The organism is Alsobacter sp., from assembly GCF_059501845.1.
The window spans coordinates 800,733-826,978 of the sequence record NZ_JCACDK010000001.1 but is presented as its reverse complement, the minus strand read 5'-3'; the positions used below and the strand labels follow the sequence as shown (position 1 = coordinate 826,978).

The following is a 26,246-nucleotide window of genomic DNA, read 5'->3' as shown; positions in this document are numbered from 1 at the left end:
TCGAGGAAGGGCTTCCCTCCGGCGCATGTCCGGCACGCGCTCGGGGAAGGGTTACCAAGCCGTTACGCGACATGGTGAAAAAGGCGTTAACGACGTTTGAGAAAGCGGAGGATGCGTGGGTTCCCAAGGGGTTCACCCTTGTTTACACTGAATTTTGGTTAACTTGCCCCGCGGCTCTCCCGCCGGAGGCCCCGGCCGGATTCTTTCAACATCCGTAACGCGGATGTGCGATTCCGACCGACGGCGGACCCGAGTAACGCGTACCGATGCGAGGCGTACGATGGCGACCCAGTCCAAGATTACCGATCCCGCGGAAGCGGCGTTGTCGGCCATCGAGGAGGCCCTGAATCTCGGCAGCGATCGCACGCCCGAGACGCGGCCGCCATCGGCCCCAATGGAGCCGATAGGCCCTTCGTCATCGGCACCGGCCGCGACGCCGCGCCTGCCGGAAGTCGACGACTCCCCGCTGTTCGCGGAGGCCAGGGCCGAAGTTGCGAGCCCCGCCGCCGCGCCGCGTTCACGCGAGCGCTCCGTGCGCGTCTCGGGCGAGCCGCTGCCCTCGGCCCAGCCGCAGGCACCGGAGCCGCGCCGTCCCTCCCCGGGCAGGCCCGCCAATGACGACCGCCGCGCGGTCGGCGAGATCCTGCAAACCCTGCAGGTGCGCCCGTCGCGCATGCCAAACGTTCTCGCCTTCATCGCTTCGCTCGCCTGGCTCGGCGCCGTCGGAGCGTATGCGTGGTCCCGCTGGGGCGAGACAGTGGCCGGCGGAGACTCTCTTTCCACGCTGCTGCTGACGCCGGAGGCCGGCCTGCTCGCTTTTGCGGCGTTCGGCCCGGTGGTCCTCTTCTTCGTCCTCGCGCTCCTCTACACACGCGCGCAGGAAATGCGCCTCGTCGCCCGCTCCATGACCCAGGTCGCCCTGCGGCTGGCGGAACCGGAGGACGTCGGCTCGGGCGCTGTGCTCAGCCTGTCGCAGGCCATCCGCCGCGAAGTCGCGGCCATGGGCGACGGCATCGAGCGCGCCGTGGCCCGCGCCGGCGAGCTGGAAACCCTGGTGCACTCCGAGATCGCCACGCTCGAACGGGCGTACGGCGAGAACGAGATTCGCATCCGCGCCCTCATCGACGAACTCGTGACGCAGCGCGAGGCGATCCTCGCCAATGCCGAACGCGTCCGCCTGTCCATCTCCAGCTCGCACGAGAGCTTGCGCGAAGACCTGAATTCCGCTTCCGGCCGCATCGCCGATGCGGTGAGCGAGGCCGGGGTGCGCGTCACCCAGACGCTCGGCGCCAAGGCCGAGGAGATCACCGGCGCCCTCTCGCGCACCGGCGACAATATGATCGAGGAGATCGCCACCCGCGGCGGTGACCTCATCAACCGCCTCGGAGCGACGAGCGACGACATCAGCGGCCGCCTTTCCCACGCGAGTGTCACCGTCACCGAGACGATGGGCGACAAGGCGCGGGAGATCACCGAGCTTCTGACCGGTACAGGCGCACGCCTCGCCGACGAGATCGCCGGCCGCGGCGCGCATGTCAGCGAGACGCTGAAGCAGACCAGCGAGGTGCTGACCCGCAGCCTCAACGAAGGCTCGGAGCGCGTCACGCGCGTGATCACGGAGACCGGAGCCGGGGTGGCCGAGGCCATCGCCACCCGCGCCATCGAAGTCAACGACACGCTGCGCACGACCGGCGAGAGGCTCGTTGCCGACCTCGGCACGCGCGGCGAGGAGGTCGCGTCCCGCATCGAGACCACGGGCTCGCGCATTGCCGACACCATCACCAACCATGGCGAGAGCCTGACGGCCCGCCTCGAGGAGGCCGGCTCAAAACTCGAGGAGAGCGTCGCGACCCGCAACGCCGAGCTGGAGCGCGGCCTGGAGGGTGCGGCCACCCGAATCGGCACCATTCTCGACACCCGCGTCGAGGGCGCACGCTCGACCTTCGAGATGGGCGCGCGCGAGGTGGCCGAGCTGCTCGCGTCGCGCACGGCCGAGGTGCAGACCGCCTTCGCCGCCCACAACGAGGATGTGAAGTCCTCCTTCTCCACCGCCGTTCGCGATGCCGTCGCCGTTTTGTCGAACGAGGCGTCGCGCGTCCACGAGACCCTGACGGGCAGTGCAGACCGGCTCGCCGAGGCGGTTGCCGGCCGTGGCGCGGAACTCACCCGGACGGTGGCCGAGACCATCGCCGCCTTCGAGCAGTCCGTGCTCGGCCGCGGCGCCGAACTCGACCGTTCGCTCGCCACCCGGCTTGCGAGCCTGGAGGATACCCTGCACTCCGGCGGCGGACGCCTGGAACAAGGCTTCCTCGACCGCATCAAGGAGTTCGAAGCCCTTCTCGAATCCCGCACGACCCGCATCGCCGACGTGATCGGCCAGCGCTCCGGCCATCTCGGCGAGACGCTAGAGCAGCACACGCAGCGGATGGAGAGCCTGCTGGGCGGCAATTCAGGCGCCATCCAGCGCGCGCTGGAAAACCATGCGGGGTTCGTCGAGACGGCTCTGTCGCAGCGCACGGGAGACCTCGAGCTGGCGCTGACCCGCCATGCCGACGTGATCGACACGACTCTGGGCGCCCGCGCCGCGGCCATCCAGACGGCCCTTGAAACCCGCTCGGCCCAGCTGGGCGACACTCTCGCCTCCACGGCAGGCATCATCGAAGCGGCCCTGGACGAGCGGACGGCCCGCCTTCACGCCATCCTGTCCGAGCGGACCGACGCAATCGACCTCGCCATGGGCGAACGCACGAGCCGTCTCGAAAAGACACTCGACGAGCGCGCCCGCACCACCGCCGAGGCCATCGAGAACCGTGTCGGCCGCATCGGCGAGATCGTCGAAGGCAGCGCGAAGCTGCTGGCCGGCACGCTCGACGAGCGCACGGGTCTGTTCGAGCAGACGCTGGATCGGCGCGCTGAAGCCGCGGCGGCCGCCATCGAGGCGCGCATGGGACGCTTCGGCGACATCGTCGAGACCCGCTCGCAGACGCTCGTCGGCGCGCTCGATGAGCGCGCGGCCACCATCGATTCCGCGCTTGGCGCCCGCGCCGGTGAAATCGCCGGGCTCGTGGACGGCCTCTCACGCCGGCTGGAAGACACCCTCGCCACCCGCGCGGAAGCGTTCTCCTCCACCTTCGGTGCCCGCACCGCGGATCTCGAAGTGGCCCTGACCGGTGCCATGGACGGGTTCGAAAGCAAGGTTCTGGGCAAGGGTGCGGATCTCACCACCTCGCTCACGGCGCGCCTGGAAGCCTTCGAGGAAGCAGTGCTCGACCGCGGTGGCGCCCTGGTCGACCGCATCGCCGTGGACACGCGCGCCTTCACCAACGCGGTCGAGGCACGGCTCGGGCAGCTGCAGACGCTGCTCGGCGAGAACGGCGAGGCGCTCGCCGACAAGATCGGCGAGCAGGCCCGCGCCGCAGCCGAGGCCGTCGAGGATCATATCCGCGGTTTCGAGGTGCGCTCGCTCAAGTCCGGCGAGCAGGTCGCCAAGACGCTCGACTCGATCTTCGTGCGCATCGACCAGGGGCTGGACGCGCGCGCCCGGCTGCTCACCGAGACGCTGGCGAGCCGGACGCTGGAGCTGGCCGAAGCGCTCGGCAGCGGCGGCCGTTCGATCTCCGGCGCGCTGGAGACGCGGATCGCCGAGTTCGAGCAGTCGATCACCGGCCGCGCCGAGAATGCGGCGTCCCTGCTCTCCTCCAAGGCCGAGGACATCAACGCCACGCTCGGCAACCAGGCCGCAGCGATCGCCGAGACGCTCGACGGCCGCGTGACCCGCTTCGAGGAGCGGGTTGTGAACCGTCTCGACAGCGTCTCCGCGACGCTGGACGAGCGCGCACGCTCCCTCAACGACACGCTGGCGGACGGTGCCCAGTCGGTCGCCGCCGCCCTGTCGCTGCGGACGGGAGAACTGTCCACGCTGTTCACGTCCTCGACGGGAACGCTCAGCCAGACGCTCGGGGCCGGCGTGGATGCCGTCGCCGCGGCCTTCGGGGACAATTCCAACTCGCTCTCGCGCCTCTTCGACGAGCGCGGCCAGCAGCTGGTTCGCAGCATCGGCCAGACAGGTGAGGCTGCTGCCGAGAAGATCGACACGACGACCCAGCAGTTTGTCGACCGCCTGGAGCGCCAGGCCGCGATGCTGGCCGACACGTTCGGCGAGCATGGCGCCACCCTGCTCGGGGCTGTCGAGCAGAGGACGGCCGGCATCGCCGACCGCCTCGCCATCACCACGCGCGACTTCAACACGAGGTTCGAACGCCAGTCCGCCGAGCTCGCCAGCCTGTTCGGCGAGCGCAGCCTCGCCTTCCTGGGCGAGCTCGAGCAGCGCACGACGGACGTGTCGAGCCGCATGGAGACCGGCACCGAGGTGTTCCGCCAGGCCCTCGACCGCCAGTCGGCGGAACTCGTCTCGCTGTTCGACGAGCGCGGCTCCCGGCTCGTCGCGGAACTCGGCAACCGCGCGTCCGAGCAGGCGGACCGCATCGCCACCGAGACGCGCGTCTTCACGCAGGAGTTCGAGCGCCACAGCGGAACGCTTGCCGGTCTCTTCGGGGAGCGCGCCCCGCGGATCGTGGACGAGATCGTGCGGCGGACTGCGGAAGCAGCCGAGCGCTTCGCGACGGGCACACAGACGTTCACGCAGGTGTTCAGCTCCCAGGCGGACGCCCTGCGCTCGCTCTTCGACGAGCAGGGCACGTCCATCGTCGAGACCGTGTCGAGCCGCGGCAACGAGGCGGCCGAACGCATCGCGGCCGTGGCCGAGGATTCGGCCCGGGAGATCGCGGGTGTCGGCGACGCCGTGCTGCGCAACCTGGACGGCCGCAGCACTGCAATCTTGGACATGCTGCGGGACCGCAGCCGCATGCTGGCGACCACGCTCGACGGCTCCGCAGCCACGCTGCACGAGACCATCGAGGGCGGCGTCACACGCTCGATCGAGGCACTGGGCGCCGCGAGCGAGCGCCTGAAGGGCGAGATGGGCGACACGCTCGACCGCGTCTCGCGCGCCAACCGGCAGCTCGAAAACCTCGTCGCCGGCGCGGGCCAGAGCCTGGGAGCCCTCGAAGGCGAGTTCGGCCAGCGTCTCGCTTCGCTGCAGGAGCTGCTGTCCACCGTCGCCCACGAGACCAACACGACGGCGGTCCGGGCGACAGACCAGGTCGAGGCCCTGCGGGCCATTTCCGACGGCGCGCTGCGCGAGGCGGCCGAGCTCTTCGAAAAGCTCGACACCCAGGGCCGCTCCGTCGCGGAAGCCACGCAGGCCCATGCCGGTGCCCTGCTGCGTGCCACGCGTCTCCTCGACGACGTCGAAAAGCGCGTTGCTTCCACCCTCGAGGAGCGGCGTTCCGCGCTCGACGGGATGCTGGAGGCGATTGCCACGAAGACCGACGACGTCCAGTCGATCACCCGCTCCTTCACCTCGCTCGTCGAGGACAGCCTGCGCGCCGCGGAGACCCGGGCCCGGGACATCGGCGGTGTCATCGCGCAGGCCTCCCAGGCCGGCACGGATGCGTTGGACGAGCAGTTCGACCGCCTGCGCACCTCCACGGCGCAGGAGCGCGAGCGTGCCGCAGCCACGTTGCGCTCGGCCTATGAGGAGGCGATGTCCGACATGGGCCGTGCGCTCGCCGGCGCGACGGACCGCTTCCGCCAGACCACGGAAGAGATGCGCGGGCTCGCCTCGCAGATCCAGCAGGAGCTCGACGACACACGCTCGGAACTGCGCCGCGGAATCATGGAACTGCCCCGCGAGACGCAGGAATCGACCGCTGCCATGCGCCGTGTCGTGGCCGACCAGATCAAGGCCCTGAACGAGCTCTCGGCGCTGGCCGCGCGCTCCGACCGCGGCCTGGACATCGCCCGCGCCGGGGCCGACGAGGCGCCGCGCCGGGCCGCCGCGGCGGTGGCCGACGTGCCGCCTGCGCCCCCTGCCCCGGCCGTGCGTCCCGCGGCCGAGGCTCCCCGCGCCCGTGCGCCGGAGCCGCCAGCCCCCGTCGCCCCGCCGCCGCGCCCCGCCGCGCCGGTGCGCCCGACCGTTCTGGTGACGCCGCCCCCGCCTCCGCCGGCTCCTCCGGCGCAGCCCCAGCGCCGCGAACCTCCGGCTCCGCCGCCGGCGGCTCCGGCAGCGCAGCGGCCCGCCCCCGAGGCTCCCGCAGCACGTGAGCCTGCCCCGACCGGCAAGGGCGGCTGGCTCTCCGAGCTGCTGGCCCGTGCCTCACGGGACGACGACGAGCCGAAGAAGCCTGCTCCCGAGGCCCGCCGGCCCGAAGCTCCGGCCGCTCCGGCGAACTCTCCTGCGGCAGAGGACTCGCTCGGCAGCCTGTCCACCGACATCGCCCGCATGGTGGACCACGACGCGGCGGTGGATGTGTGGGACCGCTACATGCGCGGCGAGCGCGACGTGTTCAGCCGGCGGCTCTACACGCCGCAGGGCCAGGAGCGGTTCGACGAATTCCGCCGCCGCTACCGCCGCGACACCGACTTCCGCGACACGGTCGACGCCTATGTCGACAAGTTCGAGGAACTCCTGCGCGAGGTCTCTCCGAACGACCGAGGCGCCGCCCTGCAGCGCTCGATCCTCACCTCCGACGAGGGCAAGGTCTATACGATCCTCGCCCACGCCAGCGGCCGGTTCGAGTAACCGCTAGCCGCGCCTCCTCGCGGCAACCTGGACGCCAGCACGAGCCCTTCTTCCGCCGGCCGGGACAAGGGCTCATCTGCTCTCAGGCAAGCTGCCGCAGCGCCGTCCTAAAATTTCAAGCTGGTCATCACGCCTTCGATCCGCTCACGGGGAAACCCGCGAGAGCAATGTCGAAAGATGGCGGGGCGAGCGCCGCGGCGTCCTCGGGCGCTACAGCGTTCCGGCGGGCTTCTCGGCAGGGGCCTCGGCGCGGCCGTCCGGCGGTGGAGCGGCCGGAGCGGCGGGAACCGGCGCGGGGGCCGAGACCGGGCCGGCGGACCAGCGCACGATCTCGGCAAAGACGCGGCCGCTCACCTGGTCCAGCGCCGTCGCCGCCGACTTGCCGTCGACAGCACCGAGCGGCTCTGCGCCCCGGAAGACCCTCGCGCGGGCGATGCGGCCGGATGTGGCATCGACGAGCCGCACGGACACCTCCACCCGCGCCTGCGCCGGGCCGGTCGTGTCGACGCCGAAGAAGCGCACGTCCCAGACAAGCCCCGCATCCCCCGAAACGCTGCCACCCGCACGCGACACAGCGCGGCCGGTATTCTCGAAGCTTTCGATCAGTCGGTTCTGCATCAGCCGCGGCAGCCGGTCCGACCATTGCGCGCCGGGCAGGAACGAGATCGTCCCGTCAGCGCCACGCACGACGATGCGGTCGCTGTCCAGCGCCTGCAGCGCCGTCGGCTCGGCCACCACGAGCTGGCGTGCGCCGGGGCTCTGGCGGACCGCGCCGGCCGGCGCAGTGAGGTCGAAGGTGGTCGGCGGCGCGCTGCCGCTGCAGGCGGCAAGCCCCAGTAAGAGAGCCCCGACAAACAGGCCCCCTGCCCTGCGGGGCCAGGCCGACGGGAAGGCCGCTCCGGCGGCGTGCGAGGTCAGGGCTCTCATCGCGTTCCGCTGTATTCGGGGATGGACGGCTTGCTCCCGAAGAGGAGCTGCTGTGGATTGCTCTGGAAGCTGCGCAGCGTGCGGTTGAGCTCGTTCAGCGTGCGCTTGCCGTCCGTGGCGAAGGATTCGACGTCGCGCAGTGCCGGCCCGGTCGCCTTGTTCAAGCCGGCGGTGATCTCGGCCGTGCGCTTGTCGAGATTGTCGGCGAGGCGGCGAACGGATTTCGCGGCCTCCGAGATCTCGTTCAGGGTGCCCTGTGTCTCGTTGTTGCCGATGACGTTCTGGGCGCTGGCAATCAGCGTGTCGAGCTTGTCCGCCGTGCCGTTCAGCTTGCCCGAGATCTCGGCCGCGTCGCGGAACACCTGGTCGATGCGGCCCGTATTGGCGCCGAGCGCGGTAGTGAACTTGTCGATGTTCTCCACCGTCCGCGCCACCTTGGAGCCGTCGACCTCCTTGAGGGTGTTGTTCACCGACTTCAGCGCACCGCTGGCGTCGGCCAGCACGGTGTCAACGCGATCGGAGGCCTTGTTCAGCTTCGCGGTCAGCTCGTCGGCATTCTTCAGCACGCTGTCGAAACGGGCCGAATTGTCGGCGAGTGCCGTGGAGAACCTGTCGATGTTGTCGACCGTCCGGGCCACCTTGGCGCCGTCGACGCCCTTGAGCGCATCATTGACGGTCTTCAGCGCGGTGTCGGCGCCGGCGAGGACTCCGTCGACGCGGTCGGACGCCTTGTTCAACTTGCCTGCGAATTCGGTCGCGTCCTTGACGGCTTGGTCGAAGCGGTCGGCATTGTTGCCGAGCGCCGTCGAGAAGCGGTCGATATTGTCCACGGTGCGCGCCACCTTGGCGCCGTCGACGTCCTTGAGGGCGTTGTTGACGCTCTTCAATGCGCTGCTCGCGTCGGCGATGGCCCCGTCAAGCTTGCCCGAGCTCTCGTTGAGGCGCGACATCAGGGAGGCGGCATCCCGCAGGGCCGCGTTGATCTGCTCCCTGTCCTCAGCCACGGACTGCGTCACGTCCTTCACGTTCGAGACGATCTGGCTGACGTCCTCCGGCTTGATGGCCTTCACGACCTGGTCGACGTTGTCGGAGAGCTTGCGCAGGTCAACCGACAGTTCGGCGATGCGGTCGGCAGCCGTGCCCGTCGAGGACAGGAATTTCGACACGCCGTCGGAGTTCGACGCCAGCGCTCCAGAGAACTGCTCGATGTTCTTCGCGGTCCGGTTGATGGAGTCCGTGTTGTCGGCAAAGAGCTTGCTGGCCTGCCCCAGCACGTCGTCGGCCTTGCGCGACAGGCTCTGCACGCTTTCCAGCAAATCCTGAAAGTCAGACCGGTCGGCCACGATCACCGGTGGCTGGCCATTCGACGCCGTGAGCGGCTGACTGCCCGGCTTGCCGCCCGACAGCTGGATCGAGGCGACGCCGGTCAGGCCCTGGAACTCGAGGCGCGCCTTGGTGTCCACGTTGACCGGCGTGGTGGCGTCCACGTCGACGCGCGCCACCACCTTGCTGGGATCCTCGGGCATGAGCTGGATCGACACGACCTCGCCGACGCGCAGGCCGTTGTAAAGCACCGAGCTGCCCCGCGAGAGGCCGGAAACCGAGCCGTTGAAGACGATCCGGTACTGGTTGAGCTTGGCGCCTGCATCCTTCCCGGAAAACCAGAGGACGAATCCGAACCCGGCGGCGAGTACCGCGAGGGTGAAGAGGCCGATCAGGGCGTAGTTGGCGCGCGTTTCCATGCCTTCACCGCTGCTGCTCGGAACCGACGAGCGCCTCGGCCCGCTTCCCGTGGAAATAGGAGCGGAGCCAGGGGTCGTCGGAGGCGAGCATGGTTTCGATCGGGCCGGCCGCTATGACCCGCCCCTGGCCCAGCGCGGCGATTCGATCGCAGACAGAATAGAGACTGCCCAAGTCGTGCGTTACCATGAAAACCGTGAGCCCCAAAGTCTTCTGCAGCGTCGAAATCAACTCGTCGAAGTCCTGCGCACCGATCGGATCAAGTCCCGATGTGGGCTCGTCGAGGAAGACGATCTCGGGATCGAGCGCTAGCGCACGGGCAAGCGCCACGCGCTTGATCATGCCGCCCGAGAGCTCCGAGGGGTTTTTCTCCGCAACGTCGGGTTTCAACCCCACCATCTCGAGCTTCAGGATGGCGAGTTCGTCCATCAGCCGTTGCGACAACTTGAGGTACTCGCGCATGGGCACCTGCACGTTCTGTCGCACGCTGAGCGAGGAGAACAATGCCCCCTGCTGGAACAGAACGCCCCAGCGCCGCTCGATCTGCTGCCGCCGTACCGGCGTCATCTCGTCCATGTCCTCGCCGAAGACCTTGATGGTGCCTGCCTGCTTGCGCACGAGGCCCAGGATGGTGCGGGTGAGGACCGACTTGCCCGCCCCCGAGGCACCGACGAAGCCCAGGATCTCGCCGCGGTAAATGTCGATGTCGAGCCCGTTCATCACGGGCCGGCCGCCACCAAAGCTGACGACGAGCCCCCGCACCGAGATAATGGCCTCCCGGCCGTTCGCCGCGTCCTTGCCGTTGGTCGTTCCGTTGCCTGCCATCGCCATCAGTACCGGATCGCCGCGAAGAACATGGCGAACATGCCGTCCACGACAATCACCATGAAGATCGACTTCACCACCGACGATGTGACCTGCCGTCCCAGCGACTCGGCCGAGCCCTCGACGGCGAGACCCTCGACGCAGGCGATGAGGCCGACGACGAGCGCCATGAACGGCGCCTTGATGAGCCCGACGAGAAACGTGTTCATCCCGATGGAGGCACGCAGCCTTTCCAGGAACACGTCCTGGCTGATGCTGCCGTAGATCCAGGACACCAGCCCGCCACCGAAGATGCCGGCGAGGTCGGCGAGAAAGGTCAGCATCGGCAGCGCGATCATGAGCGCGAGGATGCGCGGTACCACCAGCACCTCGATGGGATCGAGGCCCATCACCCGCAGGGCGTCGATTTCCTCGCGCATTTTCATCGAGCCGATTTCGGCCGTGAAGGCGGAGCCGGAGCGGCCCGCGACCATGATCGAGGTCAGCAGCACGCCGAGTTCACGCAGGGTGAGGATGCCGATGAGGTCGACGACGAAGGCCGTCGCCCCGAACCGGCGGAGCTGGAAGATGGTCTGCTGGGCGACGATGCAGCCGACCAGGAACGAGATCAGGCAGATGATGGGCACGCTGCGCAGGCCCACCTGCTCCAGCTGGAACACCAGGGAGGTGAACCGGAAGCGCCGGGGGTTGAGGATCACCCGCCCGAGCGCGGCAACGACGGCGCCGAGGAAGCTGACGCCGCCACCGACGTCCCTGCCTGCGCCCACCACTGTCGAACCGACATCGGCGAGCATGTCGACGACCGGCGAGCGCCGGCGAGGCGTCCCGCCGTCCAGATCATGCCACGCCGTCTCGCGCAGCAGGATCTGCTGGGCTTCCGACAGCCCGTGATACTGGGCAGGAATACCGGCGGTCTCGAGGTCGTGGCGCGTTCGGTCGAGCACCCAGGCGCCCATCGTGTCCAGCCGGTGAATGCCGGACATGTCAAGCCACACGCGCGAATAGCCCTTGGCTTCCTCAGGCAGGCGGGCAGCCTCTGCCTCAACGCGCTCGGCGTCGCGGGACGTCCACTCCCCGGTCAGGATGACGTGGGCGTCGGACCCGTGCCGCTCGATCGCAAACTCCGGTCTCGGGTCCATGCGGTGTTGTTCGTTCTCCCGACCGGCGCGGTTGAGCCGGATTCGTGCGAGGACTATCGTGAGGGTTCGCCGTCTGGCGATCAACCCTCGCCCTGGCAACAGGCCAAATTCGGCCGCACCTGTCCCCTGATCCCCACATGTCCCTCACCCTTAGCGTTGCCGTCGAGCATTGGCCCATAGCGGGAACCTTCACCATCGCGCGAGGATCCCGCACGGAGGCGGTCGTCGTCGTGGCCGAGATCGTGGAGGGGCACCTGCGCGGACGAGGCGAGTGCGTGCCGTATCCGCGCTACGGCGAGACCGTCGAGGGGGTGGCCGATACCCTTGTCGGTCTGCGGGACAAGATCACGGCGGGATTGACCCGGCAGGACCTCGCCGCGCTCCTTCCTGCCGGGGCCGCCCGCAACGCGCTGGACTGCGCGCTGTGGGATCTCGAAGCGAAGCGCGCCGGCGTTCCCGCCCATGTTCTGGCCGGCTTCGACCGGCTGTCTCCCGTGACCACCTGCTTCACGCTGAGCCTGGGCGAGCCGGACGCCATGCGCGAGGCAGCCCGCGCTGCCGCTCACAGGCCTATCCTCAAGGTGAAGCTCGGGGCTGGCGACGGCGACATGGAGCGGCTCGCCGCCGTTCGCGAAGGGGCGCCGGACGCCGACCTCGTCGTCGACGCCAATGAGGGATGGCGGCCCGACCAGCTGGAGCGTTTCCTCGCCGGTTGCGCCGAGCACGGCGTGCTGATGGTGGAACAGCCCCTGCCGGCCGCGTCCGACGGCATGCTGGCCGGCGTCTTCCGGCCCGTGCCCGTCTGCGCCGACGAAAGCATGCACGGGCTGGAAGGGCTCGATTCGGTCGCCGAGCGGTACGACGCCGTCAACCTGAAGCTCGACAAGGCCGGCGGGCTGACAGGCGCGCTCGACCTGGCCCGGGAGGCGAGCGCGCGCGGGCTCGGCATCATGGTGGGATGCATGGTCGGCACGTCGCTGGCGATGGCGCCCGCCATGCTGCTGACGCCCTTCGCCAGGTTCGTCGACCTTGACGGGCCGCTTCTTCTGGCAAAGGACCGCGAGCCCGGCCTCGCCTACGAAGGCAGTGTCGTCCGGCCTCCGTCGCCAGCGCTTTGGGGCTGAGGCGCGCCGCGCGAAAAGCGCACCGCCAGCGCGACGCAGGCGAGACCCGCGAGCCCGAGCGGCGCCATGCCGGCAAAGCCCGCGGCTCCGAAGGCGCGGTAGAGCGGCCCGCTCGCCAGCGTCGCCAGACCCGTCGCCAGCGCCGTGGCCGAGACGAACACGCCCTGCGAGCGTGCCCGCGACAGCTCTGGGGCGTAGTTCGCGAAAGCACCGATGGTGCCGAGATGCGTCGCCCCGAAGCTGAGCCCGTGCATGGCCATCAGGACGGGCAGTAGCCAGGCGGAGGGCCCCGCCGCCATGAGCCCCCAGCGAACTGCCGCGCTGGCCGCCCCGACGGCGAGGAACGCGAAGGCGGGGAAACCGGTGCCTACCGCGCCGCCGAAAGCCGCGAAGAGCAGGATTTCCGCCAAGACGCCGACGGCCCAGAGCGCCCCGACAGCCGAGGGCGGAAAGCCGGCAGCCTCGAAGCTGATCGAGCCGAAGGCGTAGATCATGGCGTGGCTGGCCTGCACCATGGCTGCCCCGGCGATGACGAACATCAGCACCGCCGGGATGCGGCGGCTCTGCCGCGAAGCCGGACCCGGCTCTGCAGGCTTTTCACGCGGGGACTTCGGCGCGAAGAGGGCCGCGGCAAGGGCGAGGACTGCCGATGCGGCGATGGCGAACGGCACCGAGCCCGCCCCCCAGATCCCGATCAGCACCCCCGCTCCGAGATTTGCGGCGAGGTAGGCGATCGATCCCCAGAGCCGGATGCGTCCGTAATGCAGGCGAGGATGCCGTTTCACGGCGGCGATGGTGAGCACGTCACACAATGGCATCGTCGGCGACTGGGCGATGGCGCAGACGGCGACCAGAATCGCGACGGGAGCGAGTTCTCGTGCGGCCGGCAACGCCAGCATGGCCGCGGCGACGATGAGCTGCGCGGCCGCGAGCACCCTCACCGGGCCGACCCGGCCATCCGCGAGGCCGGCCGTCCAGGGGGTCACGACCAGGCGCACCACCATGGGGATCGCCAGCACCATGGCGATCGCGTCCGCCCCGATGCCGCGCCCGGCCAGCCATACCGGGAGAAAAGGCAGCTGGACGCCCAGTCCCAGGAACGTGGCCGCGTAGAGGGCCGCGAGGCGCAGGGCGGTGGACGAATCAGGTGACATCTGGTCCGCGAGGAAGGAAGGTGTGGCCGTTGTAGACGGGCGTCAGCGGCGATCAAGCGCGAGCTCCGCCGCGACCCGGATCCGTGACGGAGCCCCTGGCAAGGACGAGCGCGCCGCCGATGACCGACACAGGGAAGCCGCCTCTCTCGCCCGAGGATTACGACGCCATCCTCGGTGCCGTGCTGGAAACAGCGCGTGGCCGGTGGTTCCTCGCCGAGCATGCCCGCCGCAACCGGCACGCCGAGACCGCCGTGCTGCTGGAAGCCATCGCGCGGCTGGAGCGCATGGTGGGCAGCCAGTCCTCCCACATCGCGGCGGAAGACATCGGCCTTCGCCGCGAGGTCGCGGACATGTGTGACGCCGTTCAGCGGGCCAAGCGGGAGATCGCGTCGAGCCTCGCGGAAGAGCGCGGTGTCCGCCGCCTGGAGACGGAGAAGGCGCTGGACGACCTGCTCGCCGCCGCCGAGAAGGCGGACCGGGACACATTCAACGCAGCCGAGCACGTGCAGGAGATCGCGTGGGCGCTGCGCGAGACGCAGGACATTGCGCGCGCAACCTCCGAACTCGACCGCCAGGCCGCCGAGATCTACCGCGCCTCCAACCAGCATGCGCTGACGACCCAGCGTCTGCGGGCGCTGATCACCATCACGCGCTTCCTCGATTCCCGGATGACGCATCTCGTGACGAGCTGGTCCGCCCGGCTCGCCTTCGTCGGCGACGAGCCATCGAACGAAATACCGGCCCAGTTGCGTGCCGATTCAATCATCAGTGCCCCGGACGGCGGCTTCCACGACGACATCGTGTTCGCGCCCATCGCGACGGATGACTTCGCGCCCCGTGCCGCTGAGCCGTCGCTGCAGCTTCCGGCATCAGCTCCCCCACCGAGAGCCGTGCCGCCCGCCCCTGAACCGCTGCCGCCCTCGCGGCGGCCCGTGGAAGTCGATCCGCGGCTCGCACCCTTTGCCGCCGTCGACGCATTGTCTCCGGAGCAGCGGCTGTCCCTGTTCGCCTGACGCGGAGCATCGCCATGGATCTCGATATCACCGGCCGCAAGGCCATCGTCTGCGCTTCGTCGCGCGGCCTCGGGCGCGCCTGCGCCACGTCCCTAGCCGAGGCCGGCTGCTCGGTCGTGCTCAACGGCCGCGACGCGGATGTGCTGGCCCGGACGGCCGACGAGATTGCGCGCGCGACGGGCGTCGAGGTCCGCCAGGTCGCGGCCGACGTCGGCACCCGCGAGGGGCAGGACGCCCTGCTGGCCGCCTGTCCGGAGCCAGATATCCTCGTCAACAACAATGGCGGCCCGCCAGCACGCCCGTTCCGGGAGATCGGCCGCGAGGCCATGCTGAACGGCGTGGTGCAGAACATGGTCACGCCGATCGAGCTCGTGCAGCGGGTCATCGACGGCATGATTGCGCGGGGGTTCGGCCGCATCGTCAACATCACCTCGGCCTCGGTGAAGACGCCGCTGACCGGCCTCGACCTCTCCTCCGGCGCCCGGGCAGGCCTCACGGCATTTCTCGCCGGCGTGGCGCGCGAGGTGGCCCACCACAACGTCACGATCAACAGCATCCTGCCCGGCATGTTCGACACGGACCGGATCAACGACAACATCCGCAGCGTCGCCAAGATGCGAAACGTCGACCCTGCCGACCTGCGCAACGAACGGATCGCCGGGATCCCCGCGAGGCGCCTCGGCTCGCCGCGCGAGTTCGGGGAGCTCTGCGCGTTCCTGGCGAGCGCCCAGGCCGGATACATCACGGGCCAGTCGATCCTCATCGACGGCGGGTCGTTCCGCTCCTCCTTCTGAGCGGCGCCGGCGGGGTCGGCCGATGAACCCCCTCGCCGGCATCGGCCTGAAACTCGCCTCCACGATCGTCTTCATCTTCATGTCCGCCATCGTGAAGGTAGCCGCGCAGGACTATCCGACCGGTCAAATCGTCTTCTTCCGGGCCTTCTTCGCCATCGCTCCCCTGGTCGTCTGGCTGGCATGGCGGGGCGATCTGGGCGGCATCGCGCGAACCAGCCGCCCGCTGGCTCATTTGCGCCGTAGCATCGCCGGATCCGCCGCCATGTTCTGTGGCTTCGCGGCGCTCGCCACCCTGCCGCTCGCGACGGCGACAGCCATCGGCTACGCGACACCGCTCCTCACCACGGCGCTGGCCGCGTTCCTCCTCAAGGAGGTCGTGCTTCCGCATCGCTGGGGCGCGGTGACCGCGGGCTTCGGCGGCATGCTGATCATGCTCGGCCCTGCGCTGCTGGCGAGCCTGACGGGGGCGCAGGGTCATCTCGACCCCGTCGGCATCCTGTTTGGACTGGCGGGCGCGTGCTGTTCCGGCCTTGCGTCCATCGAGGTCAGGCGGCTGGCCCAGCAGGAGCCGACCGGCGTGATCGTCTTCTACTTCCTGATGACGGCCAGCACCCTCGGGCTGGCCACGTCGGTCCTGGGCTGGCGAATGCCCTCCCCCACCGACCTCGGCCTGCTCGTAACTGCCGGGATCCTGGGCGGCATCGGGCAGATCCTGCTCACCTCGTCATACCGGTTCGCACCCGCCTCGGTGATCGCACCGTTCGACTACGCAACGCTGATCTGGGCGACCGCGCTGGGCTTCTTCCTGTTCGCAGATCTTCCCGCCCTGCATGTTTTCGCGGGAGCCGCCGTCGTGGTCTGCGCCGGCCTGTTCGTCACGCTGCGCGAGCACGGCGCTCGCAGGCGCAACGCCCCGGCTGTTCAAGGTGGGCGCGGTCCGGCATAACGAACGCTGGACCAACGCGCCCAATGTGGCCTCGGGAAGCCCGCGCGCTTTGCTGTCTGCGTCCAACTGCCTGATGAATAAGCAACTTCAGCTTTCGCCGTACCGGTCTTGCGGCGGAGAACCGGGGTGTGCGAAAGTGGTCTCCGGTGCGGGCCGTTCGTTGGGCCGCACGAAATCCGGGCAGGTGAGACGATGGGCATCGAGGGCCGCGACCGCGTCAAGGCGATCGACATGGGCGTTCACGCGCTGTCGGGCCAGCTGGGCAAAACCATCCAGCGTCTCCGCAAGGCCTACAATCTCTCGCTGTCGGAACTCGCCGAGCAATCTGGCGTCGCCAAGTCGATCATCAGCCAGATCGAGCGCAACGAGACAAATCCGACGCTCGCCACCATCTGGCGCCTCTCCCAGGCCCTCGATGTCTCCATCGAGCGCGTGCTCTCGGCTGGCGACGAGGAGCCCTTCATTGAGAAGACGACCCGCGGCGACACGCCCGTCCTCTTTTCCGACGACGGCAAGGTCAGGCTCGACATCTTCGGGTGGATCAAGACCGTCGAGTGGCTGCAGTGGTACGACGTCCACGCTGAACCCGGCGGCGTGCTGGAATCTGACGCGCACCAGCGCGGCTCGATCGAGTGCCTCTCGGTGATGGACGGCGAGTTCGAGGTCGAGGTCGGCGGCACCGTGCAGAAGGCCCGCGCCGGCGAGACCCTGCGCTACCGCTGCGACCGGCCCCACATCGTCCGCAACGTCTCCGACAAGCCCGCGCACGCGACCATGGTGTGCATCCTCAAGGCGGCGGTGATGGACTGAGGCAAGGGGCGGGAGACAGGAAGCCTCTCGCCTGTAACGCGCCTAGCCTTCCGACGGCTTCTTCGGCCTCGGATTGGCGACCGGCGCGAGTGACTTCAGGTACCCGGCCATGGCGGCCCGGTCAGCATCGGAGAGCTGGGACGTGTTGCGCACGACGTCCGTCATGCTGCCCCCGACGGAGTCGTAGGAGGGGGTGAAGCCCGTCTTCAGGAGCTCGGCGATGTCGCCGGCCGACCAGTCGGCCAGGCCGTCGGGGGCCGGGGTGAGGTTCGGCACCCAGCCCTTCCCTTCCGCGTCCATGCCGCCCGCGAAGCGCTTGCCGCTCTCGATGGCCCCGGTGAAGGCGCGCGGCGAGTGGCACTCGGCGCAGTGGCCCGGCCCCTCGACGAGGTAGTGCCCCCTGTTCCACTCGGGTCCCTTCGCGGCATCCTCGGCCAGAGGCTTGCCGTCGAGGAAGGCCAGCTTCCACAGCCCGAGCCCCCGGCGAAGCGAATAGGGAAAGGCGAGTTCGTGGGGCGGCGCCTTGCCCTTCGCGGCCGGCAGCGTCTTCAGGTAGGCGAAGAGGTCGCCCACATCCTGCGGCGTCATGCGCTGGTACGACGTGTAGGGGAAGGCGGGATAGTAGTGCTCGCCGGATGGCGAGACCCCCTCCTTCATGGCGCGGGCAAAATCTGCCTCAGACCACGAGCCGATGCCGTCCTGCGGGTCAGACGAAATGTTGGGCACATGGAACGTGCCGAAGTTCGTCTTAAGCGCATGCCCGCCGCCGAGCAGCGTCCGTTCGTCCTGGCCGGGCGTGGCGTGGCACGAAGCGCAGCCGCCGACCTGAAACAGCATCTTGCCGTTCTCGAGGTTGGGCTGGCCGGTGGCGGCCAAGGCGGACGTGCCGCGGACGAATTCCCAGGTGAGTGGTGCAGTGAGGAACCAGAAAGCGGCCACCCCGGCGACGGCAAGGGCGGCAAGGCCCGAGATAAACTTCATGCGCCCTTCCCTGACGTGAAAAGGCCGGCGCGGGAGGCGCCGGCCGGCGTCGTCAGCCCTGCTTCACGCGGTACTGCTCGTGGCAGCTGCCGCAGTTCTTCAGCACGCCCGGGAAGGTCGCCTTGAAGCTCGCCTCGTCCTTGATGGTCTCCATCGCGGCCGCCGAGTCCTTGCCGAACTTGTCGAAGGACGCCTTGAAGCCGTTCATGTCCTCCCAGATCTTGGGAGCGGCCGTTGTCTTGTTGCCGGTCTTCGAGTTCTCGGGGAAGAGCTCCGGCATCTTCTTGGCGGCGGCCTCGTAGGTCTTCAACGCGGCCTGCACCTTGGCAAGATCGAACGGGGCAGAGCCCTTCAGCATGGCGCCGATAGGCTTCGTGGCGTCGCCAACGCCCTCCATGGTGTTCTGGCGCTGCTCGATGACGTTCGCGGCGGCCACTCCGGCCGTGAGCACGACGACGGCCGCGAGCGCGGCCAGACCCTTTTTCAGCATTCCGTTTCTCCCTCGCGACCCCGGCATCGACTTCCGGATGCAGTTCCCTAGCCGGCCTTCGCTGACAGGAAGCTGATATCAGGATTGCGCAACAGGAAACCCTGGGCAGCTTCACATGCGCCTCAAGATGACGTGATCAACCACTTGCCACGACTGTGAAATCAGCGCCGCCCTTCCAAAAGGAAGGACCGGCGCCACGGTGGTGGCGCCGGTCGTGTGTCAAGCGGCTGGACCAGCCGGTCCAGGGCCTCAGGCGGCCTTGGCTGCCGCCTGCTTGATGATCGAGAACACCCGCGCCGGCGTCGCCGGCATGTCGATGTCGCGCACGCCATAGGCGCGGTCGAGCGCGTCGACGACGGCGTTCATGATCGCCGGGCAGGAGCCGATCGAGCCGGCCTCGCCGGCGCCCTTGATGCCGAGCGGGTTGGTCGTCGAGGGCACGTTCTTCGTCTCGAAGTGGAAGAACGGCAGGTCATCGGCGCGCGGCATCGTGTAGTCCATGAAGCTCGCGGTGACCAACTGGCCGTCGCTGTCATAGACCGTGCGCTCCAGCAGGGCCTGCCCGATGCCCTGTGCCACTCCGCCATGTACCTGGCCGGCCAGCAGCATCGGATTCACGGCCACCCCGAAATCGTCGCAGATCGTGTACTTCACGATCGACGTCACGCCGGTCTCCGGGTCGATCTCGACCTCGGCGACATGCGTGCCGTTCGGGTAGGTGGCGGCCGGCGGCACGAAGTCGCCATGGCCCGTGAGAGCGTCGGGCGTCGCGCCCGGCAGCTTCGCCAGGTCGGCGTAGCTGATGCGCTTGTCCGTGCCGACGACGCGCACGCTGCCGTCGGAGATCTCGAGGTCGCCGGCCGAGGCCTCGAGCGCCTCGGAGGCGAGCTCCTTCAGCTTGCCTGCGAGGTTCTGCGAGGCAGCGAACACGGAGATGCCGCCGACGGGGATCGAGCGCGAGCCGCCCGTGCCGTTGCCGGTTGCGACACGTTCCGTATCACCCTGCACGACCGTGATCTTGTCGAGCGGCAGGTCCAGTTGCTGCGAGGCGAACTGCGCATAGGCGGTGGCGTGCCCCTGCCCGTTCGACTGCGTGCCCGAATAGACCGTGGCCGTCCCGTCATTCTCCAGGCGCACGACGACGTCCTCGCCCGCGCCCCACGCCGTGCACTCGATGTAGGTCGCGATGCCGAGGCCGCGGATCTTGCCGTCCTTGCGGGCCGTCTTCAGGCGATCCTTGAACGACTCGTAGCCAGCCGCCTCGAGCGCGCGGTCGAGATGCTGCTCGAAATTGCCGGTGTCGTAGGTGCGGTCACCGATCGGCGTGGTGTAGGGCATCGCCTCCGTCGGGATGAAGTTGCGGCGGCGGATGACGTCCGGCTTGATGCCCGTCTCGCGTGCCGCGCGGTCGACGAGCCTCTCGAGCAGGTACGCCGCTTCTGGACGGCCGGCGCCGCGATAGGCGTCGACCGGAACGGTGTTGGTGTAGACGCCGCGAACGCGGACATGGATGGCGGGCGTCTTGTAAACACCCGTCATCATGGTCGCGCCGAGATAGGGGATGTAGGGGCCGAACTGCGAGGCATAGGCCCCGAGGTCGCCGAGGATGTCGAATCGCATGCCGAGGAAGCGGCCGCTGCGGTCCATCGCCACTTCCGCGACGGCGAAGTTGTCGCGCCCCTGCGCGTCGCCGACGAAGTGATCGCCACGCTCGGCCACCCACTTCACCGGGCGCTTCAACCGGCGGGCCGCTTCGGCTGCCAACGCGTACTCGCGGTACATGAAGGACTTCGTGCCGAAGCCGCCGCCGACGTCACCGGTCAGCACGCGCACCTTCTCCGGCTTCACCTTCAGGACCGCCTTGGCCAGGGTATCGCGGATGCCGTGCACGCCCTGGCTGGAAAGAGTGACGCGGAAGCTCTTCGTCTTGGCCTCGTACTCGGCCACGACGCCACGCGTCTCCATGTAGTTGGTGATCAGCCGGTTGTTCTCGATTTCCAGCCGCACGACCTTCTCGGCCTTGGCGAAGGCCGCGTCGGTCTTGGCCTTGTCGCCCATGGACGTGTCGTATGCGACGTTGTCCTTCTGCTGCTGCCATACGGACGGTGCGCCGGCCTTGATGGCCTCGCGCAGGCCGACGGCGGCAGGCAACGTGGTGTAGTCGACCACGATCGCCTCGGCGGCGTCGCGCGCGGCATTGGCCGTCTCGGCCACGACGAAAGCGACGGCATCACCGACGTGCTTCACTTCGCCCTTGGCGAGCAGCGGGATGTGGGCGACGTGGTTCTGGGAGCCGTCGTCGTTGGGCATGGCGGCCTGGCAGGGCACGTCGCCGAGTTCTGTGAGGTCCTCGGCGGTGAGAATCAGTTTCACGCCCTTGATGGCCATCGCCGCGGAAATGTCGGTGACCTTGAACTTCGCGTGCGCGTGCGGGCTGCGCAGGACCACCGATTCCAGGCAGCGCTCGGGCGTGTAGTCGGACGTGTACTGACCACCACCGGTAAGCAGGCGCTGGTCCTCGACCCGGCGGATGGGCTGGCCGATCCCGAACTTCTTCACGGACATGGGAACCTCGAATGGGAGTGAGTGGAACTGGAGGGGAGCCCGGACGCAGGGACACGCGCGATCGGGAAGTAACTCTGGTGGAAGGATGCGCTCAGCCGGGGCCGGTTTCGACAGGGGCGCCCTGAGCGACCCAGTCGAGGAAGCCGCCGGCGTAGTGCGCGTCCACGGGAATGCCGGCGGCGTGGGCCAGGGCCGCCGCCTTCAGCGACCTGTTGCCCGACCGGCAGGAGAGCACGATCCGCTTTCCCGGCTCCTGCGGGAGTTCCGCGGGATCGAAGGTCGAGAGCGGCTGGAGCAGCGAGCCGGGAATGTGCCCGGCTTCGAACTCGTTGGGCTCGCGGACGTCGACGAGGACGATCGAGTCCTCAGCGAGACCCTGCCGGATGGCGTCGATGTCGAGGTTCTCGACCTGCGGGGCGCGACCGGGCTCCGTCATGCACTCTTCCTCTTGCGGCACGCCTCTGACGGGCGTCGTGCGAGGACATTAGCGCATTCTCGAAGCTTGGCGAGAGGGTGCAGGGCCGCGCCCGCGCATAACGGGCCTACGAGAGCGGCGGCACGCGCAGAACCTGGCCGGGGTAGATCTTGTCGGGATGGGTCAGCATCGGGCGGTTGGCCTCGAAGATTTTGTTGAAGTCCTTGCCGTGGCCCTTGCCGTACGCCTTCTCCGAGATGGCCCAGAGCGTGTCACCCTTCTGAACCGTCACGAAGGTAGCGGCCGGGGCCTCCTTGTTGACGATGAGATCGCTCTGGATCTGGTCGACGCCGAGCGTGTTGCCCATAGCGAGAATGATCTTCTCCGCCTCCTCGGTGGACTTGGCGGTCCCCGAGACCTTCACCTGGTCGCCGTCGACGTGAACCTGCACGCCGCCGACGTCGAGGCCGTGCTTGGCCGCTTCCTGCTTCAGCGCATCCGGCTCGGCGGCTTTCGCCTCGCTCGCGCCGAACAGCTTCTCGCCGGCGGATTTGATGAACTTGAACAGCCCCATGTCGGCCTCCCCTGTGGCGGGGCAGGATGCCCCTTTCCGGGGAGGCTAGACGTAATTCGACGCTTCGTTAAGCATATCACGTCAACTCAACGCAGCTTCTCCCGCGTTCTCCTGCCGCACTTCCTCGATGAGGCCGAGAACATACGGGGAGAACGAGCGCCAGACCTCGATCCGGAACACCTGCGGCCCCGGGCGCCAGAGCACGATCTCCGCTTTTTCGAAGATGGTCCGCGTCGCCATGCCGACAGGGAAGGCCTCAGGAGACAGGTCCAGCGGAACCGCTGCGTTGAGCGTGTCCGCGGCACGCGGCCCTTCGACCAGGATCGCGGTCTGGCGGTGCGACACGTCGACCAGGGAATGAGGTTCTGCGCCTGCCCCCTCGATGGCGGCGAAGAGGTCGCCGGCGTCACCGCCGGGCGCCACGAGGAGCCACTCGTCGGGGCCGATCTTGAAGGCCGCACGGCCATCGCTGCCAGTGGACGCCGTGTTGATGGCGTGTGGCAGCGGGGCTCCGAAGGGTGCGGAAACCGCTTCGGCCACGGCGGCGGACCCGCGCAGTATGAACCGCGCGGCCGGAGGCGCGGCGGCGAGGGTCACCCCACCCACATCATCCGCCGAAATGGCGCCGTCGAGCGACCCGATCCGGCGGGCCATGGAGGTCGCGTCATGCATCGAGGCGGCTCCCGTCCTTGTCGTAGAACATCGGCTCGACCACCTGCACGGCAATGGCGCCCGTCGGCATCGGCACGTAGAGCGTCGAGCCCATGCGGCCCCGGCCGCCCGCCACCATGGCGAGCGCGATGGAGCGGCCCGCGGCCTCGCTCCAGTAGGCGGAGGTGACGTGGCCGAGCGCCGGCGTTCCCTTTACGGGCGCCGCCTCGGTGGTGATCTGGGCGCCTTCCTCCAGCACGGTCGCGGGATCGGTGGTGAACAGCCCGACGAGCTGCTTGCGGTCTGCCTTCTGCAGGTCGGGCCGGGCCAGGGAGCGCTTGCCGACGAAGTCGGGCTTCAGCTTGCCGATGGCCCAGTCGAGGCCGAGGTCGTTCGGCGTCACCGTGCCGTCCGTCTCCTGGCCGACGATGATGTAGCCCTTCTCGGCGCGTAGGACGTGCATGGACTCGGTGCCGTAGGGCACCATGCCGTGCTTCTGGCCCTCCGCCCAAACGGCCTCCCAAACAGCCTGCCCGTAGTCGGCCGGCACGTTGACCTCGAAGCCGAGCTCGCCGGTGAAGCTCATGCGGAAAAGCCGCGTCGGCACGCCGCAGATCCGCCCCTCGCGCACACTCATGTGCGGCATGGCGGCCCCGGACATGTCGATGCCCTCCACCAGCGGCTCCAGCACCTTGCGGGCGTTGGGCCCCTGCACGGCGACCACCGCCCACTGCTCCGTGGTCGACGTCAGCCACACCTTGAGGTCGGTGAACTCGGTCTGGAGGTAGTCCTCCATATGGGCGAGCACGCGCGGTGCTCCACCGGTCGTGGTGGTCACGTGGAAGCGGTCGGGCGAGAGCCGTCCGACGACGCCGTCGTCCATGACGAAGCCCGCCTCGTTGAGCATGAGGCCGTAGCGGCAGCGCCCGGGCTCCAGCTTCGCCCAGGGGTTGGTGTAGAGCCTGTTCATGAACTCGGCCGCGTCGGGGCCGACGACCTCGATCTTGCCGAGTGTCGAGGCATCGAAGATCCCGACGGAGCTGCGCACCGCCTTGCACTCGCGGTTGACGGCGGCGTGCATGTCCTCCCCGGCCTTGGGGAAGTACCAGGCACGCTTCCACATCCCGACATCCTCGAACACCGCCGCCTGGGACACGGCCCAGGCGTGGGTCGGCGTCTGCCGCACGGGATCGAAGAGCTGCCCGCGCGAGTGGCCGGCGAACGTGCCGAAGGTCACGGGGGTGTAAGGGGCGCGGAACGTCGTCAGGCCCACCTCGGGGATCGCCTTGCCGAGCGCGCCCGCAGCGATGGCGAGACCGTTCATGTTGGACGTCTTGCCCTGGTCGGTCGCCATGCCGTTGGTCGTGTAGCGCTTCACGTGCTCAATCGAACGGAAGCCCTCGCGCACCGCGAGCTTGATGTCCTTGGCTGTGACGTCGTTCTGGAAATCGACGAAGGCCTTCACCTTCGCAGGGTTGCGGTGATGCGGCACGGCCCCGTGCCAGCCGCCCGAGGCGACGATTTCGCCCGACACGTCCGGCAAAACCCTCTCCCGCAAGGCGGTGCCGCTGGCCGCGTCGCCTGGGCTAGCCTTTGCCGCAGCCTCCTCGCCGGCCTCGTACCCCTCTTCGATCGCTTCCGCGATGCCGAACGTGCCGTTGCACGAGCCTGCCGATCGCTCCGCCTGGGCGGAGATGCCCGGGACGAAGATCTGGCGCGCCTCGTCGAAACGCAGCTTCCCGCGCGCCTGTGAGAACAGGTGGACGGAGGGTGTCCACCCGCCCGCCATCAGGACGAGGTCGCAGGCGAGCGTCTCGCCGGAGCGCACTCTGCCCTCGGCAGTCAGCGTGCCGAGCTGGGCGCCGGTGACGCGCAGGCGGCCGCTGACGCCGGTCAGCACCGCGCGCGGGCGGATCGAGAGCCCGCCGGCCCGAGCCGCGGCAAGAGCCGGGCCGTCGGCGTCTTCACGAAGGTCCGCCACGGCGACGATGGTGACACCAGCCGCCGCCAGGTCGAGCGCGGCGGCATAGCCGCTGTCGTCGGCGGTGAAGACGACCGCCCGCGTCCCGGGCCTGACGCCGTAGCGGTTGGCATAGGTCCGGGCGGCCGAGGCCAGCATGACGCCCGGCCGGTCGTTCTCGGGAAACACCAGGGGCCGCTCGATGGCGCCGGTCGCCAGCACCACGCGCTTCGTACGCACTTTCCAGAGCCGCTCGCGCGGGGCGCGATGATCGGCACTGGCGAGGTGATCGGTCAGGCGCTGTGCGAGACCGATGAAGTTCTGGGCGTAGTAGCCGAAGGCCTGGGTGCGCGTCAGGATCGTGACGTTGTCGCGGGCGGCGAGATCCGCTGCTGTCCTCGCGGCCCAGTCTGCGGCGGGCATGCCGTCGATCATGGTGGCGCGCTCGGACAGGAGCCCGCCACCGGGCTCGTTCTGCTCGTCACAGAGCATCACCCGAGCGCCGGCTTCCGCCGCCGCCTTCGCCGCGGCGAGGCCGGCCGCGCCGCCTCCCACCACCAGCACGTCGCAGAACGCGTAGCGTTGCGTGTAGTGATCCGGGTCGGGTTGCCTCGGAGCGACGCCGAGCCCCGCGGCCTTGCGGATCACAGGCTCGTAGAGCGACTTCCACGCCCCCGACGGCGCCATGAACGTCTTGTAGTAAAAGCCGGCGCCAATAACGCCGGGAACGAGGTCGTTGACCTCGCCGACATCAACCTCCAGCGAAGGCCAGCGGTTCTGGCTTTCCGCCCGCAGCCCCTCGTAGATCTCGACCTGCGTGGCGCGAAGGTTCGGCGTATAGCGCCCGCCGCCCTGCCCGACGCCGACCAGCGCATTGGGCTCCTCGGCTCCGGCGCCCAGCACGCCGCGCGGGCGGTGATACTTGAACGAGCGGCCCATCAGGTGGACGCCATTGGCGAGCAGAGCCGAGGCCAGAGTATCGCCGGGATGGCCCGAGTACGGCTTGCCATCGAAAGAGAAGCCGACGACGCGCGAGCGGTCGATGCGCCCGCCGCTCGCGGTGCGGAAAGAGGCGGTCATGAACGGCCTCCGCTCGCCTTGTCGCCCTCGGTGGCACGCAGCGCCGGGCGCGGCTCAGCCGCTCCGGCCGGGGATGACAGCGTGAGAGCGAGAGGAGACCTCATCGTCCCGCCTCCCTCTCCGCAATCATCGCATCGATGTCGGGTCTTGGCTCGCCGGCCTTGTAGGTGGTGAGGAACCTGTCGGTGACCGTGTGCCGCACCGCGTTGAAATACCGACCGCAGCCGGACGCATGGCGCCAGCGCTCGAAGTGCCAGCCCTTCGGGTTGGTGCGGAAGTAAAGGTACTCCGCCCATTCCTCGTCGGACTTCGTCGCCGGCTCGAGAGGGCGGGCGATGTGCGCCTCTCCGCCGTAGCGGAACTCGAGCTCCGGGCGCTCGGCGTCGCAGTAGGGACAATGGATCAGCAGCATCTC

Annotated in this window: 19 protein-coding genes; 6 read left to right on the top strand and 13 right to left on the bottom strand. The window is 69.0% G+C overall.

Annotation, left to right across the window (positions count from 1 at the left end):
• Window positions 1-280: 280 nt before the first annotated feature.
• Window positions 281-6,643, top strand: coding sequence for an apolipoprotein A-IV repeat region-like domain-containing protein (locus AC5JCN_RS03820; protein ID WP_495753671.1), 6,363 nt, complete (start codon window positions 281-283; stop codon window positions 6,641-6,643).
• A gap of 210 nt (window positions 6,644-6,853) precedes the next feature.
• On the opposite strand, the gene AC5JCN_RS03815 is transcribed toward AC5JCN_RS03820, so the two are convergent.
• The 4 genes from AC5JCN_RS03815 to AC5JCN_RS03800 are packed head-to-tail and all read right to left on the bottom strand — an operon-like array spanning window position 6,854 to window position 11,274.
• Window positions 6,854-7,570 (bottom strand): ABC-type transport auxiliary lipoprotein family protein, encoded by a 717-nt coding sequence (locus tag AC5JCN_RS03815; RefSeq protein WP_495753670.1) that lies wholly within the window; start codon window positions 7,568-7,570, stop codon window positions 6,854-6,856.
• A complete protein-coding gene (locus tag AC5JCN_RS03810; RefSeq protein WP_495753669.1) occupies window positions 7,567-9,312 on the bottom strand; it encodes an MlaD family protein in 1,746 nt (581 codons plus the stop codon). Before AC5JCN_RS03810 ends, AC5JCN_RS03815 begins: the two co-directional genes overlap by 4 nt.
• 4 nt (window positions 9,313-9,316) lie before the next feature.
• Window positions 9,317-10,135: an ABC transporter ATP-binding protein gene (locus AC5JCN_RS03805; protein WP_495753742.1), complete on the bottom strand. Its 819-nt coding sequence runs from the start codon at window positions 10,133-10,135 to the stop codon at window positions 9,317-9,319.
• Between the two features lie 5 nt (window positions 10,136-10,140).
• Window positions 10,141-11,274 (bottom strand): ABC transporter permease, encoded by a 1,134-nt coding sequence (locus AC5JCN_RS03800; RefSeq protein ID WP_495753668.1) that lies wholly within the window; start codon window positions 11,272-11,274, stop codon window positions 10,141-10,143.
• 137 nt (window positions 11,275-11,411) lie between these two features.
• Here AC5JCN_RS03800 and dgcA point away from each other — a divergent pair, with 137 nt between their 5' ends.
• Entirely contained in the window at window positions 11,412-12,398 is a 987-nt protein-coding gene (dgcA, locus tag AC5JCN_RS03795) for an N-acetyl-D-Glu racemase DgcA (protein ID WP_495753667.1), read from the top strand.
• Here dgcA and AC5JCN_RS03790 read toward each other — a convergent pair.
• Window positions 12,350-13,552: an MFS transporter gene (locus tag AC5JCN_RS03790; RefSeq protein ID WP_495753666.1), complete on the bottom strand. Its 1,203-nt coding sequence runs from the start codon at window positions 13,550-13,552 to the stop codon at window positions 12,350-12,352. The two genes, dgcA and AC5JCN_RS03790, sit on opposite strands and share 49 nt — an antisense overlap.
• A 119-nt stretch (window positions 13,553-13,671) precedes the next feature.
• On the opposite strand from AC5JCN_RS03790, the gene AC5JCN_RS03785 reads away from it, so the two are divergent.
• The 4 genes from AC5JCN_RS03785 to AC5JCN_RS03770 all read left to right on the top strand — a co-directional run bounded on the left by AC5JCN_RS03785 (window position 13,672) and on the right by AC5JCN_RS03770 (window position 17,115).
• Window positions 13,672-14,565: a hypothetical protein gene (locus AC5JCN_RS03785; RefSeq protein ID WP_495753665.1), complete on the top strand. Its 894-nt coding sequence runs from the start codon at window positions 13,672-13,674 to the stop codon at window positions 14,563-14,565.
• Window positions 14,566-14,579: 14 nt separating this feature from the next.
• Window positions 14,580-15,359 carry an SDR family oxidoreductase gene (locus AC5JCN_RS03780; protein ID WP_495753664.1) on the top strand — a complete coding sequence of 260 codons (780 nt, stop codon included), beginning with the start codon at window positions 14,580-14,582 and terminating at the stop codon, window positions 15,357-15,359.
• 22 nt (window positions 15,360-15,381) lie between these two features.
• Window positions 15,382-16,305 carry a DMT family transporter gene (locus AC5JCN_RS03775; protein ID WP_495753663.1) on the top strand — a complete coding sequence of 308 codons (924 nt, stop codon included), beginning with the start codon at window positions 15,382-15,384 and terminating at the stop codon, window positions 16,303-16,305.
• A gap of 192 nt (window positions 16,306-16,497) precedes the next feature.
• Window positions 16,498-17,115, top strand: coding sequence for a helix-turn-helix domain-containing protein (locus tag AC5JCN_RS03770; RefSeq protein WP_495753662.1), 618 nt, complete (start codon window positions 16,498-16,500; stop codon window positions 17,113-17,115).
• A 42-nt stretch (window positions 17,116-17,157) separates the two neighbouring features.
• Here AC5JCN_RS03770 and AC5JCN_RS03765 read toward each other — a convergent pair whose 3' ends face one another.
• From AC5JCN_RS03765 to AC5JCN_RS03730, 8 genes are all read right to left on the bottom strand, one after another.
• Window positions 17,158-18,096: a c-type cytochrome gene (locus tag AC5JCN_RS03765; RefSeq protein WP_495753661.1), complete on the bottom strand. Its 939-nt coding sequence runs from the start codon at window positions 18,094-18,096 to the stop codon at window positions 17,158-17,160.
• Window positions 18,097-18,148: 52 nt separating this feature from the next.
• Window positions 18,149-18,586, bottom strand: a complete 438-nt coding sequence (locus tag AC5JCN_RS03760) for a c-type cytochrome (protein ID WP_495753660.1) — start codon at window positions 18,584-18,586, stop codon at window positions 18,149-18,151.
• Between the two features lie 249 nt (window positions 18,587-18,835).
• Complete coding sequence (locus AC5JCN_RS03755; protein WP_495753659.1) at window positions 18,836-21,151, bottom strand: xanthine dehydrogenase family protein molybdopterin-binding subunit; 2,316 nt, start codon at window positions 21,149-21,151, stop codon at window positions 18,836-18,838.
• Between the two features lie 91 nt (window positions 21,152-21,242).
• Complete coding sequence (locus tag AC5JCN_RS03750; protein ID WP_495753658.1) at window positions 21,243-21,587, bottom strand: rhodanese-like domain-containing protein; 345 nt, start codon at window positions 21,585-21,587, stop codon at window positions 21,243-21,245.
• Window positions 21,588-21,693: 106 nt separating this feature from the next.
• A complete protein-coding gene (gene lysM / locus AC5JCN_RS03745; protein WP_495753657.1) occupies window positions 21,694-22,140 on the bottom strand; it encodes a peptidoglycan-binding protein LysM in 447 nt (148 codons plus the stop codon).
• An 81-nt stretch (window positions 22,141-22,221) separates the two neighbouring features.
• Window positions 22,222-22,812, bottom strand: a complete 591-nt coding sequence (locus AC5JCN_RS03740) for a sarcosine oxidase subunit gamma (RefSeq protein ID WP_495753656.1) — start codon at window positions 22,810-22,812, stop codon at window positions 22,222-22,224.
• Entirely contained in the window at window positions 22,805-25,831 is a 3,027-nt protein-coding gene (locus AC5JCN_RS03735) for a sarcosine oxidase subunit alpha family protein (RefSeq protein ID WP_495753655.1), read from the bottom strand. The genes AC5JCN_RS03740 and AC5JCN_RS03735 overlap by 8 nt, the downstream gene beginning before the upstream one ends.
• Before the next feature lie 100 nt (window positions 25,832-25,931).
• Window positions 25,932-26,243 carry a sarcosine oxidase subunit delta gene (locus AC5JCN_RS03730; protein WP_495753654.1) on the bottom strand — a complete coding sequence of 104 codons (312 nt, stop codon included), beginning with the start codon at window positions 26,241-26,243 and terminating at the stop codon, window positions 25,932-25,934.
• Between the last annotated feature and the right edge of the window lie 3 nt (window positions 26,244-26,246).

Coding starts and splice junctions, on each gene's coding strand:
- AC5JCN_RS03730 (WP_495753654.1), bottom strand. CDS start 26,243: ATGCTGCTGATCCATTGTCCCTACTGCGACGCCGAGCGCCCGGAGCTC.
- AC5JCN_RS03770 (WP_495753662.1), top strand. CDS start 16,498: ATGGGCATCGAGGGCCGCGACCGCGTCAAGGCGATCGACATGGGCGTT.
- AC5JCN_RS03785 (WP_495753665.1), top strand. CDS start 13,672: ATGACCGACACAGGGAAGCCGCCTCTCTCGCCCGAGGATTACGACGCC.
- AC5JCN_RS03780 (WP_495753664.1), top strand. CDS start 14,580: ATGGATCTCGATATCACCGGCCGCAAGGCCATCGTCTGCGCTTCGTCG.
- AC5JCN_RS03760 (WP_495753660.1), bottom strand. CDS start 18,586: ATGCTGAAAAAGGGTCTGGCCGCGCTCGCGGCCGTCGTCGTGCTCACG.
- AC5JCN_RS03740 (WP_495753656.1), bottom strand. CDS start 22,812: ATGCATGACGCGACCTCCATGGCCCGCCGGATCGGGTCGCTCGACGGC.
- AC5JCN_RS03810 (WP_495753669.1), bottom strand. CDS start 9,312: ATGGAAACGCGCGCCAACTACGCCCTGATCGGCCTCTTCACCCTCGCG.
- AC5JCN_RS03820 (WP_495753671.1), top strand. CDS start 281: ATGGCGACCCAGTCCAAGATTACCGATCCCGCGGAAGCGGCGTTGTCG.
- AC5JCN_RS03755 (WP_495753659.1), bottom strand. CDS start 21,151: ATGTCCGTGAAGAAGTTCGGGATCGGCCAGCCCATCCGCCGGGTCGAG.
- AC5JCN_RS03790 (WP_495753666.1), bottom strand. CDS start 13,552: ATGTCACCTGATTCGTCCACCGCCCTGCGCCTCGCGGCCCTCTACGCG.
- AC5JCN_RS03800 (WP_495753668.1), bottom strand. CDS start 11,274: ATGGACCCGAGACCGGAGTTTGCGATCGAGCGGCACGGGTCCGACGCC.
- AC5JCN_RS03750 (WP_495753658.1), bottom strand. CDS start 21,587: ATGACGGAGCCCGGTCGCGCCCCGCAGGTCGAGAACCTCGACATCGAC.
- dgcA (WP_495753667.1), top strand. CDS start 11,412: ATGTCCCTCACCCTTAGCGTTGCCGTCGAGCATTGGCCCATAGCGGGA.
- AC5JCN_RS03775 (WP_495753663.1), top strand. CDS start 15,382: ATGAACCCCCTCGCCGGCATCGGCCTGAAACTCGCCTCCACGATCGTC.
- AC5JCN_RS03735 (WP_495753655.1), bottom strand. CDS start 25,831: ATGACCGCCTCTTTCCGCACCGCGAGCGGCGGGCGCATCGACCGCTCG.
- AC5JCN_RS03815 (WP_495753670.1), bottom strand. CDS start 7,570: ATGAGAGCCCTGACCTCGCACGCCGCCGGAGCGGCCTTCCCGTCGGCC.
- lysM (WP_495753657.1), bottom strand. CDS start 22,140: ATGGGGCTGTTCAAGTTCATCAAATCCGCCGGCGAGAAGCTGTTCGGC.
- AC5JCN_RS03765 (WP_495753661.1), bottom strand. CDS start 18,096: ATGAAGTTTATCTCGGGCCTTGCCGCCCTTGCCGTCGCCGGGGTGGCC.
- AC5JCN_RS03805 (WP_495753742.1), bottom strand. CDS start 10,135: ATGGCAGGCAACGGAACGACCAACGGCAAGGACGCGGCGAACGGCCGG.